At 36.4% G+C, this 21,535-nt stretch carries 26 protein-coding genes and 1 riboswitch; of the genes, 10 read left to right on the top strand and 16 right to left on the bottom strand.

The annotated features are described in order from the left end of the window. The first annotated feature begins 44 nt into the window (after window positions 1–44). A complete protein-coding gene (gene mnmL / locus CD138_RS08850) occupies window positions 45–998 on the top strand; it encodes a tRNA modification radical SAM protein MnmL/YtqA (RefSeq protein ID WP_019168395.1) in 954 nt (317 codons plus the stop codon). Continuing rightward, complete coding sequence (gene mnmM / locus CD138_RS08845) at window positions 995–1,561, top strand: tRNA 5-(aminomethyl)-2-thiouridylate-methyltransferase MnmM (RefSeq protein ID WP_019168394.1); 567 nt, start codon at window positions 995–997, stop codon at window positions 1,559–1,561. Before mnmL ends, mnmM begins: the two co-directional genes overlap by 4 nt. Before the next feature lie 365 nt (window positions 1,562–1,926). Here the strand turns inward: mnmM and CD138_RS08840 are convergent, their stop codons facing one another. From CD138_RS08840 to CD138_RS08825, 4 genes are all read right to left on the bottom strand, one after another. Continuing rightward, window positions 1,927–2,337 carry a transcriptional regulator, SarA/Rot family gene (locus CD138_RS08840; protein ID WP_019168393.1) on the bottom strand — a complete coding sequence of 137 codons (411 nt, stop codon included), beginning with the start codon at window positions 2,335–2,337 and terminating at the stop codon, window positions 1,927–1,929. A 296-nt stretch (window positions 2,338–2,633) separates the two neighbouring features. Then, window positions 2,634–3,584: an L-lactate dehydrogenase gene (locus CD138_RS08835; RefSeq protein ID WP_019168392.1), complete on the bottom strand. Its 951-nt coding sequence runs from the start codon at window positions 3,582–3,584 to the stop codon at window positions 2,634–2,636. Window positions 3,585–3,744: 160 nt separating this feature from the next. Then, on the bottom strand, window positions 3,745–4,569 hold the full coding sequence (locus tag CD138_RS08830) for an alpha/beta fold hydrolase (RefSeq protein WP_019168391.1): 825 nt from the start codon (window positions 4,567–4,569) through the stop codon (window positions 3,745–3,747). Window positions 4,570–4,709: 140 nt separating this feature from the next. Further along, window positions 4,710–5,042, bottom strand: a complete 333-nt coding sequence (locus CD138_RS08825; protein ID WP_019168390.1) for a hypothetical protein — start codon at window positions 5,040–5,042, stop codon at window positions 4,710–4,712. Window positions 5,043–5,530: 488 nt separating this feature from the next. Here CD138_RS08825 and CD138_RS08820 point away from each other — a divergent pair, with 488 nt between their 5' ends. Then, a complete protein-coding gene (locus tag CD138_RS08820) occupies window positions 5,531–6,517 on the top strand; it encodes a proline dehydrogenase family protein (RefSeq protein WP_019168389.1) in 987 nt (328 codons plus the stop codon). 302 nt (window positions 6,518–6,819) lie between these two features. On the opposite strand, the gene CD138_RS08815 is transcribed toward CD138_RS08820, so the two are convergent. Then, window positions 6,820–7,743, bottom strand: a complete 924-nt coding sequence (locus tag CD138_RS08815) for an alpha/beta hydrolase (RefSeq protein ID WP_019168388.1) — start codon at window positions 7,741–7,743, stop codon at window positions 6,820–6,822. Window positions 7,744–7,907: 164 nt separating this feature from the next. On the opposite strand from CD138_RS08815, the gene CD138_RS08810 reads away from it, so the two are divergent. Beyond that, window positions 7,908–8,441 carry a TetR family transcriptional regulator gene (locus CD138_RS08810; protein ID WP_019168387.1) on the top strand — a complete coding sequence of 178 codons (534 nt, stop codon included), beginning with the start codon at window positions 7,908–7,910 and terminating at the stop codon, window positions 8,439–8,441. A 172-nt stretch (window positions 8,442–8,613) separates the two neighbouring features. Here the strand turns inward: CD138_RS08810 and ribH are convergent, their stop codons facing one another. From ribH to CD138_RS08775, 7 genes are all read right to left on the bottom strand, one after another. Next, window positions 8,614–9,081, bottom strand: a complete 468-nt coding sequence (ribH, locus tag CD138_RS08805; RefSeq protein WP_019168386.1) for a 6,7-dimethyl-8-ribityllumazine synthase — start codon at window positions 9,079–9,081, stop codon at window positions 8,614–8,616. 12 nt (window positions 9,082–9,093) lie between these two features. Further along, window positions 9,094–10,275: a bifunctional 3,4-dihydroxy-2-butanone-4-phosphate synthase/GTP cyclohydrolase II gene (locus tag CD138_RS08800; protein WP_019168385.1), complete on the bottom strand. Its 1,182-nt coding sequence runs from the start codon at window positions 10,273–10,275 to the stop codon at window positions 9,094–9,096. A 12-nt stretch (window positions 10,276–10,287) separates the two neighbouring features. Further along, on the bottom strand, window positions 10,288–10,917 hold the full coding sequence (locus CD138_RS08795; RefSeq protein ID WP_019168384.1) for a riboflavin synthase: 630 nt from the start codon (window positions 10,915–10,917) through the stop codon (window positions 10,288–10,290). 4 nt (window positions 10,918–10,921) lie between these two features. Beyond that, window positions 10,922–11,968, bottom strand: coding sequence for a bifunctional diaminohydroxyphosphoribosylaminopyrimidine deaminase/5-amino-6-(5-phosphoribosylamino)uracil reductase RibD (gene ribD / locus CD138_RS08790; protein ID WP_019168383.1), 1,047 nt, complete (start codon window positions 11,966–11,968; stop codon window positions 10,922–10,924). A gap of 147 nt (window positions 11,969–12,115) precedes the next feature. Beyond that, a riboswitch (FMN riboswitch) is annotated at window positions 12,116–12,249 on the bottom strand. A gap of 175 nt (window positions 12,250–12,424) precedes the next feature. Continuing rightward, a complete protein-coding gene (locus tag CD138_RS08785) occupies window positions 12,425–14,008 on the bottom strand; it encodes an FAD/NAD(P)-binding protein (RefSeq protein WP_019168382.1) in 1,584 nt (527 codons plus the stop codon). Between the two features lie 373 nt (window positions 14,009–14,381). Continuing rightward, on the bottom strand, window positions 14,382–15,245 hold the full coding sequence (gene sagB, locus CD138_RS08780; RefSeq protein ID WP_019168381.1) for a peptidoglycan release complex glucosaminidase SagB: 864 nt from the start codon (window positions 15,243–15,245) through the stop codon (window positions 14,382–14,384). A 157-nt stretch (window positions 15,246–15,402) separates the two neighbouring features. After that, the gene (locus CD138_RS08775) at window positions 15,403–15,624 is read right to left on the bottom strand and encodes a hypothetical protein (protein WP_019168380.1); all 222 of its coding nucleotides are present in this window, start codon (window positions 15,622–15,624) and stop codon (window positions 15,403–15,405) included. Between the two features lie 190 nt (window positions 15,625–15,814). Between CD138_RS08775 and CD138_RS08770 the strand changes: the two genes are divergently transcribed. Next, window positions 15,815–16,312, top strand: coding sequence for a sigma-70 family RNA polymerase sigma factor (locus CD138_RS08770; protein WP_238310407.1), 498 nt, complete (start codon window positions 15,815–15,817; stop codon window positions 16,310–16,312). Window positions 16,313–16,314: 2 nt separating this feature from the next. After that, entirely contained in the window at window positions 16,315–16,746 is a 432-nt protein-coding gene (locus CD138_RS08765) for a competence protein ComK (RefSeq protein WP_019168378.1), read from the top strand. A gap of 2 nt (window positions 16,747–16,748) precedes the next feature. On the opposite strand, the gene CD138_RS08760 is transcribed toward CD138_RS08765, so the two are convergent. Together CD138_RS08760 and CD138_RS08755 are read right to left on the bottom strand one after the other, a co-directional pair. Then, the gene (locus tag CD138_RS08760) at window positions 16,749–17,198 is read right to left on the bottom strand and encodes an HPP family protein (protein ID WP_019168377.1); all 450 of its coding nucleotides are present in this window, start codon (window positions 17,196–17,198) and stop codon (window positions 16,749–16,751) included. Between the two features lie 177 nt (window positions 17,199–17,375). Then, window positions 17,376–18,086: a transaldolase gene (locus CD138_RS08755; RefSeq protein WP_019165952.1), complete on the bottom strand. Its 711-nt coding sequence runs from the start codon at window positions 18,084–18,086 to the stop codon at window positions 17,376–17,378. A gap of 152 nt (window positions 18,087–18,238) precedes the next feature. Here CD138_RS08755 and CD138_RS08750 point away from each other — a divergent pair, with 152 nt between their 5' ends. From CD138_RS08750 to CD138_RS14655, 4 genes are all read left to right on the top strand, one after another. Continuing rightward, on the top strand, window positions 18,239–18,541 hold the full coding sequence (locus CD138_RS08750) for a hypothetical protein (protein ID WP_019168376.1): 303 nt from the start codon (window positions 18,239–18,241) through the stop codon (window positions 18,539–18,541). Between the two features lie 33 nt (window positions 18,542–18,574). After that, window positions 18,575–18,940, top strand: a complete 366-nt coding sequence (gene crcB / locus CD138_RS08745) for a fluoride efflux transporter CrcB (RefSeq protein ID WP_026066838.1) — start codon at window positions 18,575–18,577, stop codon at window positions 18,938–18,940. Then, window positions 18,937–19,284: a fluoride efflux transporter CrcB gene (gene crcB / locus CD138_RS08740; RefSeq protein WP_019168374.1), complete on the top strand. Its 348-nt coding sequence runs from the start codon at window positions 18,937–18,939 to the stop codon at window positions 19,282–19,284. The genes crcB (CD138_RS08745) and crcB (CD138_RS08740) overlap by 4 nt, the downstream gene beginning before the upstream one ends. A gap of 109 nt (window positions 19,285–19,393) precedes the next feature. Further along, window positions 19,394–19,528, top strand: a complete 135-nt coding sequence (locus tag CD138_RS14655) for a hypothetical protein (RefSeq protein WP_258026496.1) — start codon at window positions 19,394–19,396, stop codon at window positions 19,526–19,528. 15 nt (window positions 19,529–19,543) lie between these two features. Here the strand turns inward: CD138_RS14655 and CD138_RS08735 are convergent, their stop codons facing one another. Then, complete coding sequence (locus tag CD138_RS08735; protein ID WP_019168373.1) at window positions 19,544–20,380, bottom strand: aldo/keto reductase; 837 nt, start codon at window positions 20,378–20,380, stop codon at window positions 19,544–19,546. Between the two features lie 180 nt (window positions 20,381–20,560). Next, window positions 20,561–21,472 carry an NERD domain-containing protein gene (locus CD138_RS08730; protein WP_019168372.1) on the bottom strand — a complete coding sequence of 304 codons (912 nt, stop codon included), beginning with the start codon at window positions 21,470–21,472 and terminating at the stop codon, window positions 20,561–20,563. Between the last annotated feature and the right edge of the window lie 63 nt (window positions 21,473–21,535).

Below are 21,535 nucleotides of genomic sequence, written 5' to 3'. Positions count from 1 at the left end.
TGATAAGAACAGTTTTAACTTAGTAAGTCGAAAGGAAGATTATGATGGGCACTTATTTCCCATATGCTTTTGAAAAGAAACGCTATCACACTTTAAATTATCATTTGAAAAATAAATTTGGTCAAAAAATATTCAAGGTTGCTTTAGATGGTGGTTTTGATTGCCCAAACCGAGATGGTACTGTTGCTCATGGTGGGTGTACATTTTGTTCCGCAGCAGGAAGTGGTGACTTTGCTGGTAACCGTGCCGATACTATCGAAGTGCAATTTAAAGAAATTAAAGACAAAATGCATGAAAAGTGGCATGAAGGTCAATACATTGCCTATTTCCAAGCCTTCACAAATACACACGCACCAGTTGCTGTCTTACGCGAAAAATTTGAAGCCGCATTAAAAGAGCCAGGTGTTGTCGGTTTATCTATCGGAACACGCCCAGACTGTTTACCTGATGATGTCGTGGACTATTTAGCCGAATTAAATGAACGTACTTATTTATGGGTCGAATTAGGCCTTCAAACCATTCATCAAGAGACGTCTGATTTAATCAATCGAGCACATGATATGGACTGTTATTATGAAGGCGTCGCAAAACTACGTCGTCACAACATTAATGTATGTTCACATATTATTAATGGCTTACCGGGTGAAGATTATGACATGATGATGGAGACTGCAAAAGCTGTCGCTCAAATGGATGTCCAAGGCATTAAAATTCATTTGCTCCACCTATTAAAAGGCACACCTATGATGAAGCAATACGACAAAGGCTTACTCGAATTTATGACGAAAGAACAGTACATTCAACTCGTTTGCGACCAACTCGAACAATTGCCGCCTGAAATGATCGTTCATCGTATTACAGGTGATGGTCCTATCGATTTAATGGTCGGCCCAATGTGGAGCGTCAATAAGTGGGAAGTATTAAATGATATCGACGCCGAGCTTGAACGTCGCGGTACAGTGCAAGGTGCATCATACACATCTCAGGTGAAGCGATGATTGTCGAACGGATACTCCCTTTTGCCAAGTCATTAATTCGCAGCCATGTGACACCAGAAAGTGTTGTGATTGATGCAACTTGTGGCAACGGTCATGACACCAAGTTTTTAGCCGACCTTGTTCCCAATGGCCATGTTTATGGCTGTGACATTCAAAAAGAAGCCATAGAATATACAAGACAACGTGTGCAAGCGTACAACAACATCTCTTTGTTTCAAACTGGCCACGAATGGATCACTCAATATATTGCATCTGAGCACCTTGCACAAGTACATGCTGCAATTTTTAATTTAGGTTATTTACCTAAAGGCGACAAATCTATCGTTACACATTCATCGACAACACTCGCTGCTGTACAGACGATTTTTGATGTATTACAACCTGAGGGCATTATCGTTTTAGTCGTTTACCCAGGTCATGAAGAAGGTGCTGAAGAAAGTGCGACTTTGATGCAACATTTACAAGCATTTGATCAACAACTGGCGCATGTTTTGAAATATGAATTTATCAATCAACGCAATCGACCACCTTATGTCATTGCACTTGAGAAACGAGCTCAATGACCTTTGGGACAGCTGCATTGTAGAAAGCGTAAAAACGATGAATGTTGTATTCGAAGTCAGTGCTTGAGGTCATGCAAAACATGGATTCTGAAACATACAATCGTTGAAAGTCTACAGTTTGCATCACGATATCACCATTAGCATCAACAACAAAAACCAACGCCTACCCATTTACAGGTAAACGTTGGTTTTTGATTTTTTAATAGGTAGTATGAATATTTTTTCGTTTGCACGCTCATTGATCCATTTCATTTCGTCTTTGGTGATGGCTAGAATGACGAACTTTAATACCATCGGCAATGCTTATTCGCTTTAATTAGAATGGGCGGGTTAAATCATGATGTCTATTGAGCGTGTGATTGTTGTTAAATGTTACAGCCGTTGACAATGTCATTTAATAACGATTTTAAACGTTCATCTCTTTTTTCAATTTCCATACATGTAAAATCAATTAAGTCTTGTTTGTCTGCTTCTTTATCTTCATTAAAATAAATAATCACTGTTCTTTCATCATTTGTTGGGCGCTCTTTAACTATCCATTTCATTTCTACCAAGTTATTGTAAGTTCGAGTACGTTTGTAAGTCTTCACTTTCACATAGTCATCCATTTCTTTTAATGTCATCGAACCTTTATCCCAAAGTGTCAATAAAATCAAAAATTCTTCTTTCGATAAATGGTATTTGTTCTCAATTTCTTCAAAAATGGCTTCAACTTCTTTTTGTAACTGGTCAAGAAGCATGATGTCGCTCACGTTATAATTATTTTGTTCAGTCATAATTAACCCCCATTGTTTGCTACCTACTGTTTATAATTACCCTTAAAATAGAAATCTAATCCAATTTAATACATTTTCAATACTTTGTCGTTTTGAAATTTGAAATTGTAGAACCTTTTCTTCAAATCATTTATTTTTTATGTGTAACTACTATTTAAAATGCGTGATTAAATTTAAAAATCAGTGCTACTCATATCCATCAATGGTGCATGCTCAAGCATCATAAAACGAATGGCCCTACTCTAAATATAAAGAGATAGGACCATTGATGATATCACTTAATTCAATTTAATTGATTAGAATAGGTGAGAAATAGAGTCTTGCATATCTTTTAAAATTTTTACAGATTTAGCAAATTTTTCTTTTTCTTCTTCATTTAATGGTGTTTCGATAACACGTGCTGCACCATCACCGTTAATGACAGTTGGCACACCAGTGTATACACCTTCATGACCGTACTCACCTTCTAAGTAACTTGACACTGTTAATACAACATTTTGATTTTTTAAGATCGCTTTTGAAATATGCATTAATCCCATTGCCACGCCGTAGTATGTCGCACCTTTTGCTTTAATGATGTCATACGCAGCATCACGTGTATTCACATAAATATCTTCAATTAAATGTGCTTTTTCAGGGTCATTTTTCAATTGATCGTAAATGGATACACCTGCAATGGTTGCACTTGACCATACTGGCACTTCAGAATCACCGTGTTCACCAATAATATAACCATGAATGCTTGCTGGTGCTACTCCAAATTCTTCACTAATTAAGTGTCTGAAACGTGCTGTATCTAAAATCGTACCTGAACCGATAACTTTATGTTTTGGTAAGCCAGAATATTTTAATGTTACGTAAGTTAAAATATCTACTGGGTTCGCTGCGATTAAGAAAATACCATCGAAACCACTATCCATAATTGATGTCACGATATCTTTATAAATTTTTGCATTTTTTTCTACTAAGTCTAAGCGTGTTTCACCAACTTTTTGAGGGGCACCAGCACAAATTACGACTAAATCTGCATCTCCACAGTCTGAGTATTCACCTGCTTGCACTTTAACTGGGGAATCTGCATAAGGTGCACCGTGGTTTAAATCTAAAACATCTCCAAGTACTTTATCTTTATTAATATCGATAATAAAAAGTTCGTCTGCCACACCTTGACTCATCATTGTAAAGGCATAGCTTGCACCCACTGCTCCATTACCTACTAATACCACTTTATTACCTTTTGTCTTCATGAAAAACACTCTCCTAACTACGCCATTTTTGTTCACTATTTATTACTTGTGATTCTTTTCACATATATAATCTAACATGTTTTGCAATGACTTTCAATGATAAATTTTTAGGACAAACGAAAATGAATCGTTCATCCTATACTTTTAGTACATTTTTAACTTATTTAAGACTATTTTCATCTTCAACTAAATAACCAGCCGCATATACGCGATTGTTTAAAAAGCTCAAAATGTAGCGCATGACAGCTTCACGTTCGGGTTCATTATGAATTTCATGTGCAAGCTCGGGCCATGCTTTAAAATAAACTTCATCTAAATTCAATGATTGTAGTAATTGATGTGTCACTTCAGTATCAGAAATTTGATCGGCTGTGCCATACATCACACACATCGGTTTAGGTGTTAAATTTTGCAAATGATCAGCGGTATCTTTCATTGTACGTACGACTTCTTTATACCAATGATAGCTCACTTTTTTTAACATCATCGCGTCATTTCGAGTTTCTTCTTGTACTTCTGGATTGCGTGTCAGTGTCTCAGCTTCTATGCCAATATCAAACTTAGTCCCTTTTGAAACGTCCCCAATATTTGAAACTAAAATATTTTTGCGTGTTTTATAATGCTTTTGGAACGCAAGAAGTGGTGAAAGTAAAATTAAGCCTTCGATATCCAATTGCACTTTTTCTAATAAGTTCAAACAAATTAAACCACCTAAGCCGACACCAATCATAAAAATAGGCAAATGATATTCTTCAGCAATTTCAACCCATTCTAGCACACGCTCTTGATAGACTTTAAAGCTTTGGATTTGCCCTTTATTCATTCGCGAAGTTTGGCCTTGACCTGGTAAATCACCCATAATGACATGGTAACCATTGCGTTTTAAATGTGTAATGACATACGCATACCGTCCTGTATGTTCTAACATATTGTGTACAATGACGATGACCCCTTTAGCCTCACCTTCAGTTTCCCATTTCCACATACCACATGATCCTTCCTTTAATTCTATGTATTATAATATCTATTATAGCGTGACTCACCCATTCATCGCGACTAAAAACATAAAAAACACGAGAATCCGTCATGACATCTTACCACGACCAAATCTCGTGTTGCTTAATTTTATACGAGTTTAAATGTTTTACGCATCCAGCTCACACGTAGTAGTAATACAGTGACGAGTATTTCATAAAAAGTCGGGAAAAATTTCGCCACTAAGAGTAATATCGACTGCCCAAAGAATGTCCCCTCACCTTGGCTTGCATTAAATTGTGCTAAAATGCCAACATCAATCACATTTAAACCAATGATCACGATGATGACTGGCCAAACCTTTTTCGTTAAGATACCGACGATTAATCCGATAACGACCAACATTATAAGTTCAAATATAAAATATTGCACAAACGTATCTAACTCAGTCCCAAAAATGTAGTATGCCATATCTCTAAACATTGTCTATCTCCCTTAATTTGTTTTCACTTTATTTTATCACGATTTGCTTACGTGCCATTTAAAGATATCGTAAAGAATCAGTCACTCTCTTTACAAAACGTTAATATTTAACACTACTATTGATGAACTTAAGAAGAACTTCACATTGGCTTCATTGTCCGTTGACATCGCGGTGATATATTGAAGTTAAACAAAGTCAGATTAAAGGAGTTTTTGATGAAGCTCATTTATAAATGTTTGTTTTGTGTCGCTCTTTTCTTGTGCACACCGCTCATCACAGCTTTTGCTCAAGAACCTATTCATGTTGAAGCACAGCATCACTCATCCTGATACGCCAACAGTGACTTTTTACATCGAATTGTATTTGGAACACACACCAAGTCGTTATGTTAAGAAAAATCGCCTCTATTTTAATGAAAACGTTTTCCTCCCTTATCTGTTCATGATACACTGATATTACATCAGAAACATAATGGGAGGAATTCAGCATGGCCTTAGTCAAAAACTTTTTTATCGCATTGTCTAATAATGCATTTTTAAATTCAGCAGCGAAAACTATTGGGCCTTCATTAGGGGCAAACAGAGTCGTTGCAGGGAATACAATTGATGATGTGATTAAAACGATTAAACGACTGAACGAGAAAAACATTTCAGTTACAGTAGATAATCTCGGTGAATTTGTGAACAACGAACGAGATGCTATTGAAGCGAAAAATAATATATTAAAAGTGATGGAAGCAATTCATGAACATCAATTAGACGCTCATATGTCTGTCAAATTGAGTCAACTTGGTAGCGAATTTGATCGCGGTCTTTCATATCGCAACATTCATCAAATCGTTTCTAAAGCGGAAGCATACGATCATATGCATATCAATATTGATACTGAAAAATACGACAGTTTATTTGATATTACGCAGACATTAGATCGTTTAAAGCCTGAGTTCAACAATGTTGGTACTGTGATTCAAGCTTACCTATTTAAAGCTGACGTACTCATCGATAAATATCCAGACTTGCGCTTACGACTCGTTAAAGGGGCTTACAAAGAATCACCTTACATTGCTTACCAAACGAAAGAAGAAATCGATGAAAACTATATTCGCTTAATCGAAAAACGATTGTTGACTACAAAGAATTTTACATCGATTGCAACACATGATCATAACATCATTAATCATGTCAAAGACTTTGCTGAAAAGCATGATATTGATAAATCAAAATTTGAATTCCAAATGCTGTATGGTTTTAGATCTGAACTTGCTGAAGCCATTGCTAAAGAAGGTTACAACTTCACAATTTATGTGCCTTATGGTGATGATTGGTTTGGTTATTTCATGCGTCGTTTAGCTGAAAGACCACAAAATATCACACTTGCATTAAAAGAGTTTGTGAAACCAAAAGCGTTGATTTCATTAGCAAGTGTCACATTAGGTGCAGTTGCGTTATTTAAAATTTTGAGACGCAAGCATTAACTGAATCTGAGGAAAAGGGCTGGGACATTAAGTTTTCCCAGTCCTTATATTTTTGTGGACTTACATGTATCTATGATGGTAAAACATCCAAAAATGAGGATGAACTGGTCGTCATCATTAAATGCTATGGATTGTCTTCATATTAGAAACTTTCCCTCTCTTTCAGTATTTGGAGCATGGTTGCCAGAAGGCTGAGACTCTTAAGGGATGAAGTTAAAAACAAAATACTGCATCCACAGCATCAAAAATGATTATGTCCCATCCCCCTTCCAAGTAGAAATGATTTTGTTCTTAAAATGGGTTTATAACTTTTCTTTGTAAAATGGGATTAAGCCTGATAATGCTTCTGCTACAGGTTTTGGTTGATCATATAAGTCGTAATGTGAAGCCCCTTCGACAATGTGCAATTTTTTAACTCTTGTATAAGCTTTATCGAAAAGTTCATACGCAAATCGATAAGAACCAAAGCCACCTGGAATATTACCCGCAACAATATACAATGGTTGATCTAACAATTTATCGGCTAAATGAAATGCATCAAAACCAGCAATATCCCCTATACTGATTTGACGATATCGGTTAATCGCATTTGCATGATGACCGCGATCTGTTCGATAATAATTTACAGCTTGAACGATATCAATATCATTAATCCCCGCTTCTTTCAATTGTTCTTCTGAATCAGGAATATATTGTGTATAAGACACCTCAGCACCTGTCGCTTCAGCTTCGCGCTGTTGTGCCACAGAATGAAGTGTATCTAAAGCGGCATCCGGTGATAAATCGCCTTCTCTAATTAACGTACCAAAATCTGCTGCGACGACTGTACCGACAACTTTAATCCGCTTATCTGTTAAACTTGCATTCACAGCATAACCGCCACCACCACAAATACCTAAAATTCCAATACGTGCATTATCAACAACGTCTCGCGTATTCAAATAATCAATCGCATATTTGATATCTTCTACTCTATAATATGGGTTTTCAATATAATCTGGTGCTTCAGCTAATTCACCTTGATGACCTGCATCAAAAGCAAACGTTACAAATCCTTCTTCAGTTAACTTTTCAGCATAAATACTAGCTGTTTGTTCTTTAACACTACTAATTGGATGCATGACGATAATCGTTGGTAGTGTTTGTGATGCCACTCCATCAGGTATTCTTAAAATTCCAGCTGTATGGATCCCTCGTGTTTTAAACTTCACATTTTCTGTTTTCATTTTGAATATCCCTCCATTTAACTTTAAAACTCTCTGGATGTTTAATACTCACCTGTGTATAATGTATGATAGCAAATTACTGGATGAATACAATGAATAGCTATTCAAACATGTGAAATAAAACCCACTTATCACAATTTGGGTTATAAAAGGAGTTCAGATTAATGGATTTACGAATTGTCAAAACGAAACGTGGCATTCAGCAAAGTTTCTTAACATTATTCAACGAGGGAGATTTTGATTGTCTCACTGTTAAACAGATTACAGAACATGCGCAAATCGGACGTAAAACTTTTTATCTCCATTACCTGGACAAATATGATTTACTCAACTTTATTGTAAGTGAAAAATTTCAAGAATTAGAGGAGATTTGTGAAGCCAAAAAGGAATTAGGCCTTTCAGAGGGTACAAAAATTTGGTTTCATTATTTTCATGAACACCAAACATTTTTTAAAAAGTTATTTAACATTCAAAATGCGGATAAATATAAAAGTCAGTTTAAAACATTAATTGTCAATGAGTTAAACAAAAAAGGACTTCCGACATTAAAAACTTCTGTCAATCATGATTGGTTTATACAATTTTTTGCAGGCGGCATGATAGAATTAGTGACGATTTACTTAAATGACGATAATCATCAAAGGAAATCCATTGAGTCACAAGTCGCATCTTTAATGAACCTATTTTACAATGATTAACCATTTGAAACGTATTAGAATTCGTATCCGTTTTTCGTCGGTCTATTCATTGATGTATTTGTCGCATTACGCATAAGATTACAGGACCTGCCCTAGCCACATTTCTAGTGCGCAAGGGCAAGTTCAATAATCTATAGCACATTCACTCAAATGAACGCATCATCACAACACGTTATGACGCATTCATTTGTCGCAATAAGTTAGCCATTTCAATTGCACCGACTGCAGATTCAGCCCCTTTATTGCCGGCTTTTGTTCCTGCTCTCTCAATTGCTTGTTCGATATTTTCTGTCGTAAGCACACCGAAAATCACCGGTACGCCTGTATCATCACTTGCCTTAGCAATGCCTTTTGCCGCTTCATTACAGACATAATCATAATGTGATGTTGCGCCTCGAATGACACATCCTAATGTTACGACAGCATCGTATTGACCTGATTGTGCCATTTTTTTCGCCACGATTGGCAATTCAAATGCACCTGGTACATATGCAACATCCACATCTTCTTCTGCTACTTGATGTCTTCTCAACGCATCTTGAGCACCATCTAATAAACGTCCTGTAATTAAATCATTAAAACGACTCACCACGACTCCAATTTTTAACCCTTTACCATTTAATTGACCTTCGAATTTCATCCTAATTCCTCCTTAAATTAAATGTCCCATTTGTAATTTTTTCACTTGCATATAATCATGGTTATGCACATTTGTTTCAGTAATGACTGGAATACGTTGTGCAATTTGAATCCCATATCGCTGTAATCCATATAACTTTTCAGGATTATTGCTTAATAAATTGACAGCCGTAATATTAAAATGTTTTAAAATTTGGGCTGCAATATCATATTCACGTAAATCCGGTTCGAAACCAAGTGCTTCATTTGCCGAAACAGTATCATAACCTTGTTCAATTAATTCATAAGCTTTCAATTTATTCATCAAGCCGATGCCACGCCCTTCTTGCGGCAAATACAGCACCATGCCACCATGTTCTTGTATATATGCCATTGAAGCTTCCAATTGTTCGCCACAGTCACATCTTTCACTATGAAAAATATCGCCTGTTGCGCAAGCAGAATGGATGCGAACATTCATTATTGGTTTGATGTCACCTTTCACCAATGCTAAATGTTCTTCTCCGTCAATGGTTGATGTAAAACCGTACATATCAAATTCACCAAATTTTGTTGGTAATTTAATTTTAGCTTCCACTGAAATCAATGGCTGTTCCGCTTTAATATATGCCACAAGGTCTTCAATTGAGATCATTTTCAATTGATGTTTCGCTTTAAATTGTTCTAATTGTTCACCTTTCGCCATCGTACCATCCTCATTCATAATTTCACATATGACACCAGCTGGACGTGCACCTGTTAATTTGGCCAAATCAATCGTCGCTTCCGTATGACCACGACGTTCAAGGACACCTTTCTCTTTGGCAATAAGTGGAAAAATATGGCCAGGTTGATGAAATGTTTCTGCTGTCATCTCATCATCAATCAGCGCTCTGACTGTGGCTGTTCTTTCAAAAGCACTGATACCTGTTGTCGAATGCACGTGATCAATACTTTGTGTAAATGCTGTGCCGTGTGGATCATTGTTATGTTTAACCATACTATCAAGGCCTGCTTGTTTGGCAATCTCTGCAGAAATTGGTGTGCATATGAGGCCACGGCCATATTTCGCCATAAAATTTATCGTATCATCATGCATCCACTCTGTAATGGCAACAAGATCTCCTTCATTTTCACGGTCTTCATCATCAACGACAATAATCATGTCGCCTTGTTTCAATGCCTCTAACGCTTCTTCAATTTTGTCTAATTGCATTTAAGCCCCTCCTTAAAAACCTGCATTCAATAAATCTTCTACAGACAGCTGTGATTTTTGTTTTGTGATCGCTTGGACATATTTAAATAGCATGTCGGTTTCTAAATGAACAGGATTGCCTTGCTTTTTGTCAGCAAGAATCGTTGCTTTACGTGTTTCGGGAATTAAATGAATATCAAAACGATCACGATACTTTTTAAACACCGTTAAGCTCACACCATCGACAGCAATAGAGCCTTGTGGAATCATTTGATCGAGCAAACACGGTTCAGCTTTAATCGTATAAATCCATTCATTTTGCGATGTTTGAATGTGTTGAATGACGCCTTTTCCATCGACATGACCTTGTACAAAATGACCCCCTAGTCTTCCAGTGGCCAATAGTGCACGTTCTAAATTAACCGAATCATTTGTTTTTAAGTCAGCTAAGTATGTTCTATCTTCGGTACCTTGTATGACATCAACTGTAAAACTATGTTGGTCAAACCGTGTCACAGTCAAACATGTACCGTTCACACTCATCGAATCTCCAATTTGCATGTCCTCTAATATTTTTTGACATTGAATGGTAAGTGTTGTTGTGGGGTTACGTTTTTGAATATGTTGAATTGTACCGACCTCTTCAACGATACCTGTGAACATGTCGTCACTTCCTTTGCATGTGCAATTTAATATCGGTATCTAATATGTCAGTGTGTACAATTTCAAATTGTGGTAGTTGGTTTAAAGGTGTAACAAATTCAGTTTGATAAAATTGGTTGACACCTTGACCACCTATGATTTTCGGGGCTAAATATAGGATGAAGTGCGTCACAAATCGAGACGCTAAAAATTGTGAAGTGACGTTAGGGCCTGCTTCGACAAGAACACGACCATAACCTTTTTGATATAAATCTTTGAGCACTGCTTCAATTTGGATATTTGTTTGATAGATGATTTCAACATGGTCCATTGACGTTGACAGTGCTTGATTTTCTGTATAAATATAAATCGGTGTCACGCGATCTTGAAACAGCTGTGCATCCCAGTTAATTTTGCCAGAACGCGACAAAATCACTTTCGCTGGATGATGCCCGTCTTCAATGCGTGTCGTTAAACTCGGATTATCATGAGTCAGTGTCCCATTTCCCGTTAAGATGGCATCATGCGTATGTCTTAATTGAAAAACATCTGCTTTTACTGCTTTTGATGTAATCCATTGACTTTCAAAATGATCTGTCGCTTGTTTGCCATCTAAACTCGCACTGACTTTCACTGTCACAATGGGCACTGCTTCCTCTTTACTGTTATAAAAATCAGCATACAATTGTTGTGCGCGTGGATGCGGACGATATGCTACCTCGATGCCATGTTGCGCCATCATGTCATGACCCGTTTCTTGTAACGTCGTATCTTTGGCAGCATAGACGACCTTTGCAATACCTGTGTCAATGATCCGTTGGGCACATGGTGGTGTACTTCCGTAATGTGAACATGGTTCGAGTGAAACGTAAATGGTCGCACCTTTAACTTGCTCTGAACCTGCCATATCAATCGCTTGAATCTCGGCATGTCGCTCACCTTTTTTCAAATGCGCACCAAAACCAATGATACGGCCATCTTTTACAATGACGGCACCCACTGCTGGATTCGTTCCAGTTTGGCCTTCCGTCATTTCCGCCAATTGTATCGCATATTCTAAATAATGATTCAAAACCTTCACCTCAATAAAAAAGCCACCCGATTGTCGACTTCGAGTGGTAGGATATATGAAAAGAAAGCAAAACACATTGCTTCTGTTTCATTCAAAATTTGGATACGACAAATAAACCCACAACTGAATTGTGAAAAATTGTCGTCACTATTCTTCCTCCCATCCAGACTTTCACTGTCGGCTCTAGATTCTCACTAGATCAGCCATACCAAATCAATGATACGGGTCGCAGGCTTACATTTACTGCCGGTTGGGAATTTCACCCAGCCCCGAAAGAATATATGAAATTGTATTGAGAATAAAAGATACGCATGAACTTATGAAAAGTCCATGCGTCTATATTAGCGTATCTTTTTTATTTTTACAATTGATTGAACATCAAAAATTAGGAACCATCAAATTAAAAGTATTGTCATTTATTTCACTGTTTAACCGATTCTACTATGTGTAATCCCTTTATTTTTTCTTCTTCTTTTTCTTCTTATCTTTCTTCTTTTCTTTTTTCTTTTTTGCTTTTTCTTCAGCTTTCTTTTGTTGTTTACGCGCTTCTTTTTCTAGTGATTTTTTCGCTTTATACGTATCATATAAATTTTCTACCGCACGAACGGCTTGTTGAATAATCATCGTTACACCATTACGTTCAAAGTTAACACCGTTCGTCATTTGTCCAATTGCACGCATATTGTTTAACGTGCCATACAACGGGCTGATGACTTCGTTCGTTGACGGTACGATTTGAATCCCTCCGAGTGGATGCGCTTGAACGATTTGACGGTTGGCCACATCTAAAAGTAATGCGTCGTCTTCATCTAATTGGCTTAAATGTTTCTTTGGCCCCGTAGCATTAATGATGACATCCATTTTCATCTCTTCATCAACATTTTTAAAGCGTAAACGATATTTACCATAAAATTGGCGTACGTGCTCTAAACCTGACAACACTTGTAGATGTCCTGCTTTGATTTCATCCACTAACAATTGTGCAGTTTCTCTTGGCATCGGATTCGTATTTTCCCTCAAGTAGCGATGGTATTTATTGAGAAATTGTTCTTGGTCTTCACGACTTAAACTATTCCAAATCCAATCCATATTTTCTTTTAACGTTTCAAATATACTTTGTAACGCCCCGACTTCTTCTGGATGATTCAAATCATAATTCAAGTCACGAATCGCATCATATTTACGACGCTTTAACAACTTCTCTAATGGAATGTCGCGCACTTCAAACTCTTTTTTAAACAATGCAACCGCTTCTTCTAAAGGCACTACACCCATGTTTTTAGCTTTCAATGCGTCAAAATTTTCAATCGTTACAAATTGGAACATGATGTCTTGCATCGTTCCACGCACACTAGGTAATTTACCGCTACGGCTCGCCATCACAATAGGTCGATGCTGATGATGACTTAAAGCATGACGTACGACATCTAAACTTGCTAACCCTGTCCCAATAATCGCTACAGCTTCGTTATCATCAACTTCAGCTAACGTTTGATTGGCTGGATACGGCGAATGAATATAACCTTTTAGCCCTTTCAAACCAAATGGATCCTGATAAGACATCGTACCTATTGTGAAGAACACATAATCATATTTTTGACATGAATTGACATCATCCCCAGTGCATACGACAATACGCTTAGGAATAATTTCGCTTTTTTGCTCTTCAACATACATATGCGTCACTTCATGTTTAATGACATTGACATTATCGAATGTCGTGTCAAACTGTTCTAAATAGCTCTTCATGTAATGTCCAAATACATATCTTGGTAAATATTCGGCATCCCCATAATCAAAAGTATCTTGTTCGTTGTACCACTCTCTAAATTCTAAAACATTATCAATATTTAATGATAAGTGGTCAACAGGCACATTGATTAAAAAATCTTCGCTATCATTTTGAAAAGGTTCTCCTTGGCCCATTCGATCTGCATCATCATATAAATCGACTTCTAACTTTTTAAACTGTTTATACTTTACGAGTTGTCTCAAAACACTCACGCCTGCTGTTCCCATTCCGACAATGGCTACTCTCATTTTGCACCATCCTTACACTCATTAATATATTCACCTCTATTATACCCTGAATGACACCGCATAATGTTTTATTTTACAATTCACCATTTTTTGTCCACATTGATTCGTTATACTGTACATTGAAAAATGGTTGTTCAAATTGTAGATGAAATACACAATAAATTGGATTCGTCATCATCTTAATAGTAAACTGATGGCATAAAGGAGTGCATACTATGTTAAAAATGATTATCAAAGTTATCATTTCAACTATCGTATTATTTTTTGTAATTGGTCGTAACAATAAAGCGGAGTAATTTCATCCTATTGCATCAAAAAAGGTTGTGTCGCACACATATATCGTGTCGACACAACCTTTTTATTCAAATATTGGTTAATAGTTATGACCATTTTGATGCTTTTTATCATCTTTGTATACATACCAGTTAAAATATTTACCTTCAGTTTTCATATCTTTATAAAAATCCGCCATAATCACTGCGTTACTTTTTGCCCAGTTAATGTCTGTGGCATATTGATGTTCACCTGGATTTTTCGGATTCCATCTCATACTGTATAACGTGTTTTGGTTTGGATTGGATAAGTAATGGTCATGAATGAACGCTGCACCACCATTAATCGCTTTCTCTGGTGTATCCCAACCTTTTTTCTTCGCATATTCTGCTCCGGTTTTAACAGGCGCTTCATCTAATGCACCAACACCATAAAAGTTATAATATTTTTTTCCGTCAATTTCAACACCGTTTGACAATTCGGAAACGACAGAACCGGTTTCTAAAAGTGCATGAGAAATCAAATACACTTCATTGACTTGTTTTTCTTTTGCCGCATCTACAAAATCATCCGTATGTGCTAACAATGTCGGGTGATTTCGCAACATACGCTTAATTCTATTTTTATCAATACCTTGATATTTTGACAAATCTAAAAATTGGTATTTCTGACGCTTATCATCCATAAAAGATGAGCTATCCATCGCATTTCGAATTTCAGAATCTGATGCGTCACGCCAATTGGTATGGTCTTTATTTGAAACTTGCTGACTTGTGTAGTTATCAATTTGCTTTTCAGATGCTTCTTTTAATGTGACATCTAACTTTTCGACTCTTTCTACTTGATCAACACTTTTGAAGAATATTTGATCTTCAATCATTTTGAAAAAGAAAAAGCCTGCAGCTGCAGCAATGATTAACGATGCAAGGACAGCAAGAATGGAACCTTTCTTGTGCTTTCTCATAAACACACCTCTTCAGAATGTTTCATATTATTACATGAAATAAAATTTACTCGCTTGACTTCAAATTTTACCACCTTAGACGACTCTGTACAATTGGTTTCATGTCTTGTTACAAATTCATAAAAAAATAGTAATGAATATGTAAACTAATTCATTACTATTTTTCGCGGTGATAATCCATCATTATGAAACTTGCTGCCTGCGAGCGATTTTTATAATAATAGCGTGCAAGATTGATTGTACCTTCTACATCCCCATCGCGATACATCATTTCTTTTGTCATATTGTTAATCATGACGAACTCTGAACGGTCTCTAATGATGTCCAAATCATCATTGCGTGCAAAAAAATGTTCTAAATTTAAATGTTCGTAATCCATAATAACCTCCCCCTAATCATTCATTACATACGAAATGTTTTCTTTCATCACTTTTACATCGTTTCTTCAAAAAAATAACGGTAAAACAGTGCCTAATTCTTGTATTAAACATAAAATAGCACAAAAAGTAATATGTCACAATCATTTCGCTATGGTATAACTCCATTGACCGGTCAAAATCAGAAAAGGAGTGATTCATATCGTTTTTGATACGCTTTATGCACAATACTATAAATTGATACATTTTTTACTACATCAGCATCAAATTTCGTATAATTATGATGAATACTTCCAATTGTTATTGATACGGTTATGGGAACTTTCAATGAAATATGATGCCTCTTTTAACCAATCTTTTAAGACGTATATCAATTATCAACTGAAATATTATCTGATTGATTTATTACGCTCAGCACAGAAACAGTATACAACGACCTCACTTGAAGCATCTGCTCATGAAATAAAAGCGATATCGCCATCGCATCTTTATTGGTTACTTGAAGATGTCGTTCAAACATTAAAGCCGACACATCGCACTTGGTTTCGTTTTTATTTGCAAGGTTATCAACAAAAAGAAATTCAACAGTTGATGCAAGTGTCAGCCACTACGATTCGTAAATATAAAATTGCTACCTTTCACCATATCCAACAAACTTTGACACTAGATGATTTAAAGAAAGGATTTTAGCCATGACAGTATCAAAACCACATTACGAAAGCATACTTTATATTAAATCTTCAGAAACAGTAGATTATCAATTGGTCATTCAACATCTCACACATCAACAAACGAGCCAAATGTCGATGAAACAGTTTATTGAACAACTGGCTTATCAATTTCAAAGAGATGTGCGCACCCAACAAAAAATTGCGAGCGAGATATTGAAAGTACATCAAATGGTGCCTATATTTTTAAGTAAGTCACTCATTCTATGTCCGCTTCAATCACAGCGCGCAACGATGCAATATTATATCAATATCACACAAGTCATTGCCGTTTCGTCTCACAAACAAAACACACGCATTCATTTTTACAACAACTTATCACTCATTGTCCCTATGCCTATCAATCAATTCGTTCGCAAATGGAAAGACGCTTATTTGCTCACAGCATTAATGTAGCTTTAACTCACTTTATTAAATTTATATAATAGCAATCTTTTTGTGAAGAATGCATTCGCGCGTTTCATGAAGTAAACAGCAACAATCATTAATATGATGGCACTTAATAATATAGCAATGACAACACTCATCGATAAGCTGACTTGAGGCTGGATAAAGTAATTCACTGCACTTAAACTGAGCAACATACCAGTAATAAACAATCCTAATAACAAAATGTTCGTAACAAGCAAGCCAACTAATGATGTGACTAAATGACCCGATGAAACGATACGTGTTCCAAATATTTCATGTTGCAAATAATGACTCACAAAACGTCGTGGTGTCGAAAATTGTTGTTGCAATGTCTCAATAGAATGCTTTTCAAAGTATTGTGTTAAATCATTTTTTTCACGTCGATTGAGATACCACAGCTCTTTTTTAACCTTATATTCAAATACGTCTTTTCGCATGATAGACTCCTTTATGTCGTTTTACCTTCACAAAGCATAGCTAAAATCGAGCTGTATTGCAAGCTCGACTCAACACAAAAAAGCACATGAAGCTGGGCATTAAAATCTAAACTTGACTAGATTTCTTGCCCACGCTCATGTGCTTTATTCTATCAGTATGAATGAGATACTGTCAGATTATAAAATGCTCAAACCTGAAGATTTGATATCTTTAGCGAAACCTTGAACAGTGTCTACTGATAATTCATTGATGTCACGACCGATGTTGGATACTTTTTTAACAACATCTGAAGGACAAGTAATGATGTCTGCACCAATTTCATCAGCTTGGATGACGTTGAATAATTCACGACAGCTTGCCCATAAAAGTTGCACGCCTTCCTTGCTGTGAGTCACTTCAACTGATTCTTTCATTAAAGGCATTGGATCTACACCTGTGTCGGCAATACGACCAGCGAATACTGATACATACGTTTCAACACCTGCAGTTACAGCTTCAGTGATTTCTTTAACTTGTTCAATTGTGTATACAGCTGTAACGTTAAGTTTTACGCCTTTAGCTGATAAACTTTTAATCAGTGGAATCATTGACTCCCCTTTAGTGTTCACAACTGGAATTTTAACGAAGATGTTTTCACCAAATTGTTGGATGATTTCAGCTTCTTTTTCCATTGTTTCCATGTCATCGCCAAACACTTCGAATGAGATAGAAGCATCAGGAATCGCTTCAACTGCTTCTTTAGCGAATTCAACGTAATCTTTCACGCCTGCTTTTGCCATTAAGCTTGGGTTTGTAGTGAAACCGTCTACCTCTTTATTTTGATATGCTTTTTTCATTTGTTCGATGTCTGCACCATCAGCAAACACGCGTACTTTTAAATCAGCCATTAAATTGTGCCTCCTTGATATTTTTATCATACTAAAGTTATAACATTTTTTATCACTGTAATGCCATTTTTACGCTTACAAGATTTTTAACCAGATTCAAATGACTGCAAAAATGTGATATGATAACAAACGATACGAAAAGGAGGCATACGATGTCTAAGTCTAAGAAATATTTTTATTTATCCGTGTTGTTAATGCTCATCAGTCTCTATTTTAATACGCAAAATCCATGGCTTAACACACATTTTACATCAATCATTAAACTCATTTTATTATGTAGTATCGTCAATTGTGTCATTTTACTGTTGGCCATTCGTTATGCTGATAAATCAATTAAACATTTACCAGAGCGTCGAAGTTGGATCCATAAAGCCTCTAAAATACAACCATTGTTACTACTCATCGTATTAGTGTTACATCTTCTTGCGTCACTTTACACTTTTGGCATCATTTAATATAAAGAAATTTTAAAAAGAAATGGTGATATTTTGAAGTATTTTTTAATTTTTCTTGGTGGTGGCATAGGTGCACTATTAAGATGGCAGACGAGCCTCATCACAATTGGATATCATATACCGCTAGGCACCTTCATCGCAAATTTGTTAGGTGCCTTTTTGATGGGGTATTTCACGGTACGTTTGAAGCATTGGCACATTAAGCATCCAAAGCTCAAGCAAGGACTGACAACGGGTTTTTTAGGCGCGTTAACGACATTTTCCACTTTTCAACTTGAACTCGTTACACTTGCGCAACAGTTTGACTGGTTGACTTTAATCATCTACGGTTTGTCCAGCTATTGTGGAGGACTTATCTGTTGTTTCTTTGGGTACAAATTAGGGGGTGTGCACACTTGAATATTTTATTTGTGGCATTGGGCGGTGGTATCGGCGCTGTTTTACGTGCCCTCATTAGCGCAACATCATCACGTTTAATCAAGTCGTCATTCCCTATCGCGACACTTATTGTCAATCTCATGGGTGCATTTTGTATCGGTTATTGCGTTCACTTTGCGTGGCTATCACCTGATATGAAGTTATTCATCGTCACAGGCCTACTCGGCGGTTTCACGACGTTTTCGACATTAACTTTGGAGCTGTTTCAAATGTTGAATTCCAAATTGTGGATCTCATTTTTCATTTATAGCACCTTGCAATATGTCGGTTGTTTTGTTTTTTGTTTTCTTGGCATGCAATTGTAGCCATTGATATCAAACAAAAATAGCAACGTGATGCCAGTGAGGCCACGTTGCTATTTTTGTATTACAAATTAATATTTACACACTGTCAACAATCGTAAAACAGCGCAATATGATTCAACCTATTGCTGAACTTAAACATCTATCATCAGTATCTCAGTATCGCCGACAAGAATGCTACGAAAGTTCAGTCTATGGATCAGACACATGCGGTACAGTGATGACGAATGCGTACAAAGCTGCATGAGAGACGCATTAGAAATTACTTCCCATTGAATTGTAATGGATCAGGTCCAATACGACGATCTTCATTCAATGCATCTAATGCTTCCATTTGTGCAAGTGAAAGTTCAAAATCGAACACATTCAAATTTTCTTCAATTCGGCTTGGTGTTGTTGATTTTGGAATCGTCACAACGCCGTGCTGAATGTTCCAACGAATAATGACTTGTGCCGGTGACTTCCCTATTTCTTCAGCCACTTTTTTCACAGTATCATCTTCTAAAATTTGTGCGTTCATTAATGGTGACCAAGATTCCATTTGAATATTTTGTGCTTCTAAATAAACACGTAGACGTTTTTGCGTTAAATAAGGATGGAATTCCACTTGGTTAATCACTGGTTTAATACGTGAAGCCGCTAATAACTTATCTAAATGTTCAACATTAAAGTTACTCACACCAATGTTTTTCACTTTTTGATCGTGATATAAATCTTCCATACCTTTCCACGTATCAATCATCACATCTTCATCTAATCCTGGCCAATGGACTAAATATAAATCTAAATAGTCGAGTCCCAGGCGATCTAAAGAGGCTTGATATGCTGCAGCGACATTTTCGCGACCATAATCAGTGAGCCATAATTTTGATGTAATGAATAAATCTTCACGCGTTAAATCCGTTTCTGCTAATGCTTCACGAATGCCCTCGCCTACTTTTTCTTCATTTTGATAAATCATCGCAGTATCAATGCTACGATAGCCACTTTTTATCGCATGTTTAACCGCCTCTTTTGCAGTATCATTATTTTCTACTCTAAATACACCTAAACCCACTTGAGGCATTTGATTGCCATTGTAAAACGTTACATGTTTCATAAGTCATCGCTCCTTTGTCGTCTCACCTTATCGTATCGAATCGTAGCGTTATTGCGCAATTAATATGACCCGTAGCATTGAAACTTTATACTTATATTTGCTCAAAAAAAGAGCCGGAGATCAGACTCCAGCCCTTCTTGTAAGATGCGTACAACATCTTAATGCCATTCAATACATCTATTAATTAAATGATTCAATTTCGTCCATAATATTTTGTAAAGCGTTCACATCATATTGAATACGTCCATGGAATACGAATCGATTGAAAAACTCATTCAATTGTTCCGGACCTACTAAGACTTTTGTCACACCATGAGAAGCATAATTCGATATTGTAACATCACCTTCATGACGTGGATTGAAATAAAGAATCGGTGTTGGTGTATATTTCAAATCCAACTCTTTCTGTAACTTCACGGCTAAAGCTTCCACATGTGCCAAACGGTCTGTGTAATCCACAACTGATAATGTATTTTGAGCTGCTTCACTTTGATCTAACACAACTGTCTGTGGTGTTTGAGGACTTAAGTTCAACGTTTTGAACACTTGTTCCATCATTGGATTGTCAGCAAACTGTTGTTGACTGATACCTTGATAGACATGCCCTTTTAACAATTCTGAATCAATCACATAAAGGCCTGTGCGTGTTAAAACAAGATGACTGACACGTGTGATGTCCTCTAAATCATTTGTCGGTAAAAAGATATTCGCCATGATATGCATATCTTCTGGACGGATTCTCTTTTCTTTGACCAAACGCTCACGAATACCAAGTAAACGCATATCTGTTACATATTCACTATGATTTTTAGAAAATAGTTTCAGTGCATCAATTTCTCTGTTTTTAGAAGATACCATTGTTTCGTATTCTTCTTTATGACGTGTTTCAGCTTTTTTCTTGTCGATGCGTACTTTTTCAAGTTCTTCTTGATGTTCATGTGTTAATTTATCTTGTTTTGTTTGGTATTGAGTTGCATAAGTTTGTTTCGCTTTCTTTTTGCTTTTCAATGCCACTAAGAACAAAATAAAGAATAATGCTGCTACAACAATCGCAGCAATGAGGCCGATTTCCATTGGACCAAATTGTGTCATGAGCAATACCTTCCTTTATCACTTTTCTACAGTTATTTCTATTATATTAAATAACTATAAAAT

It is taken from the genome of Staphylococcus intermedius NCTC 11048 (assembly GCF_002902385.1).
GTDB classification, from domain to species: domain Bacteria; phylum Bacillota; class Bacilli; order Staphylococcales; family Staphylococcaceae; genus Staphylococcus; species Staphylococcus intermedius.
Note: the sequence above shows the minus strand (reverse complement) of the source record. Positions and strands in the feature narration are given on the sequence as shown.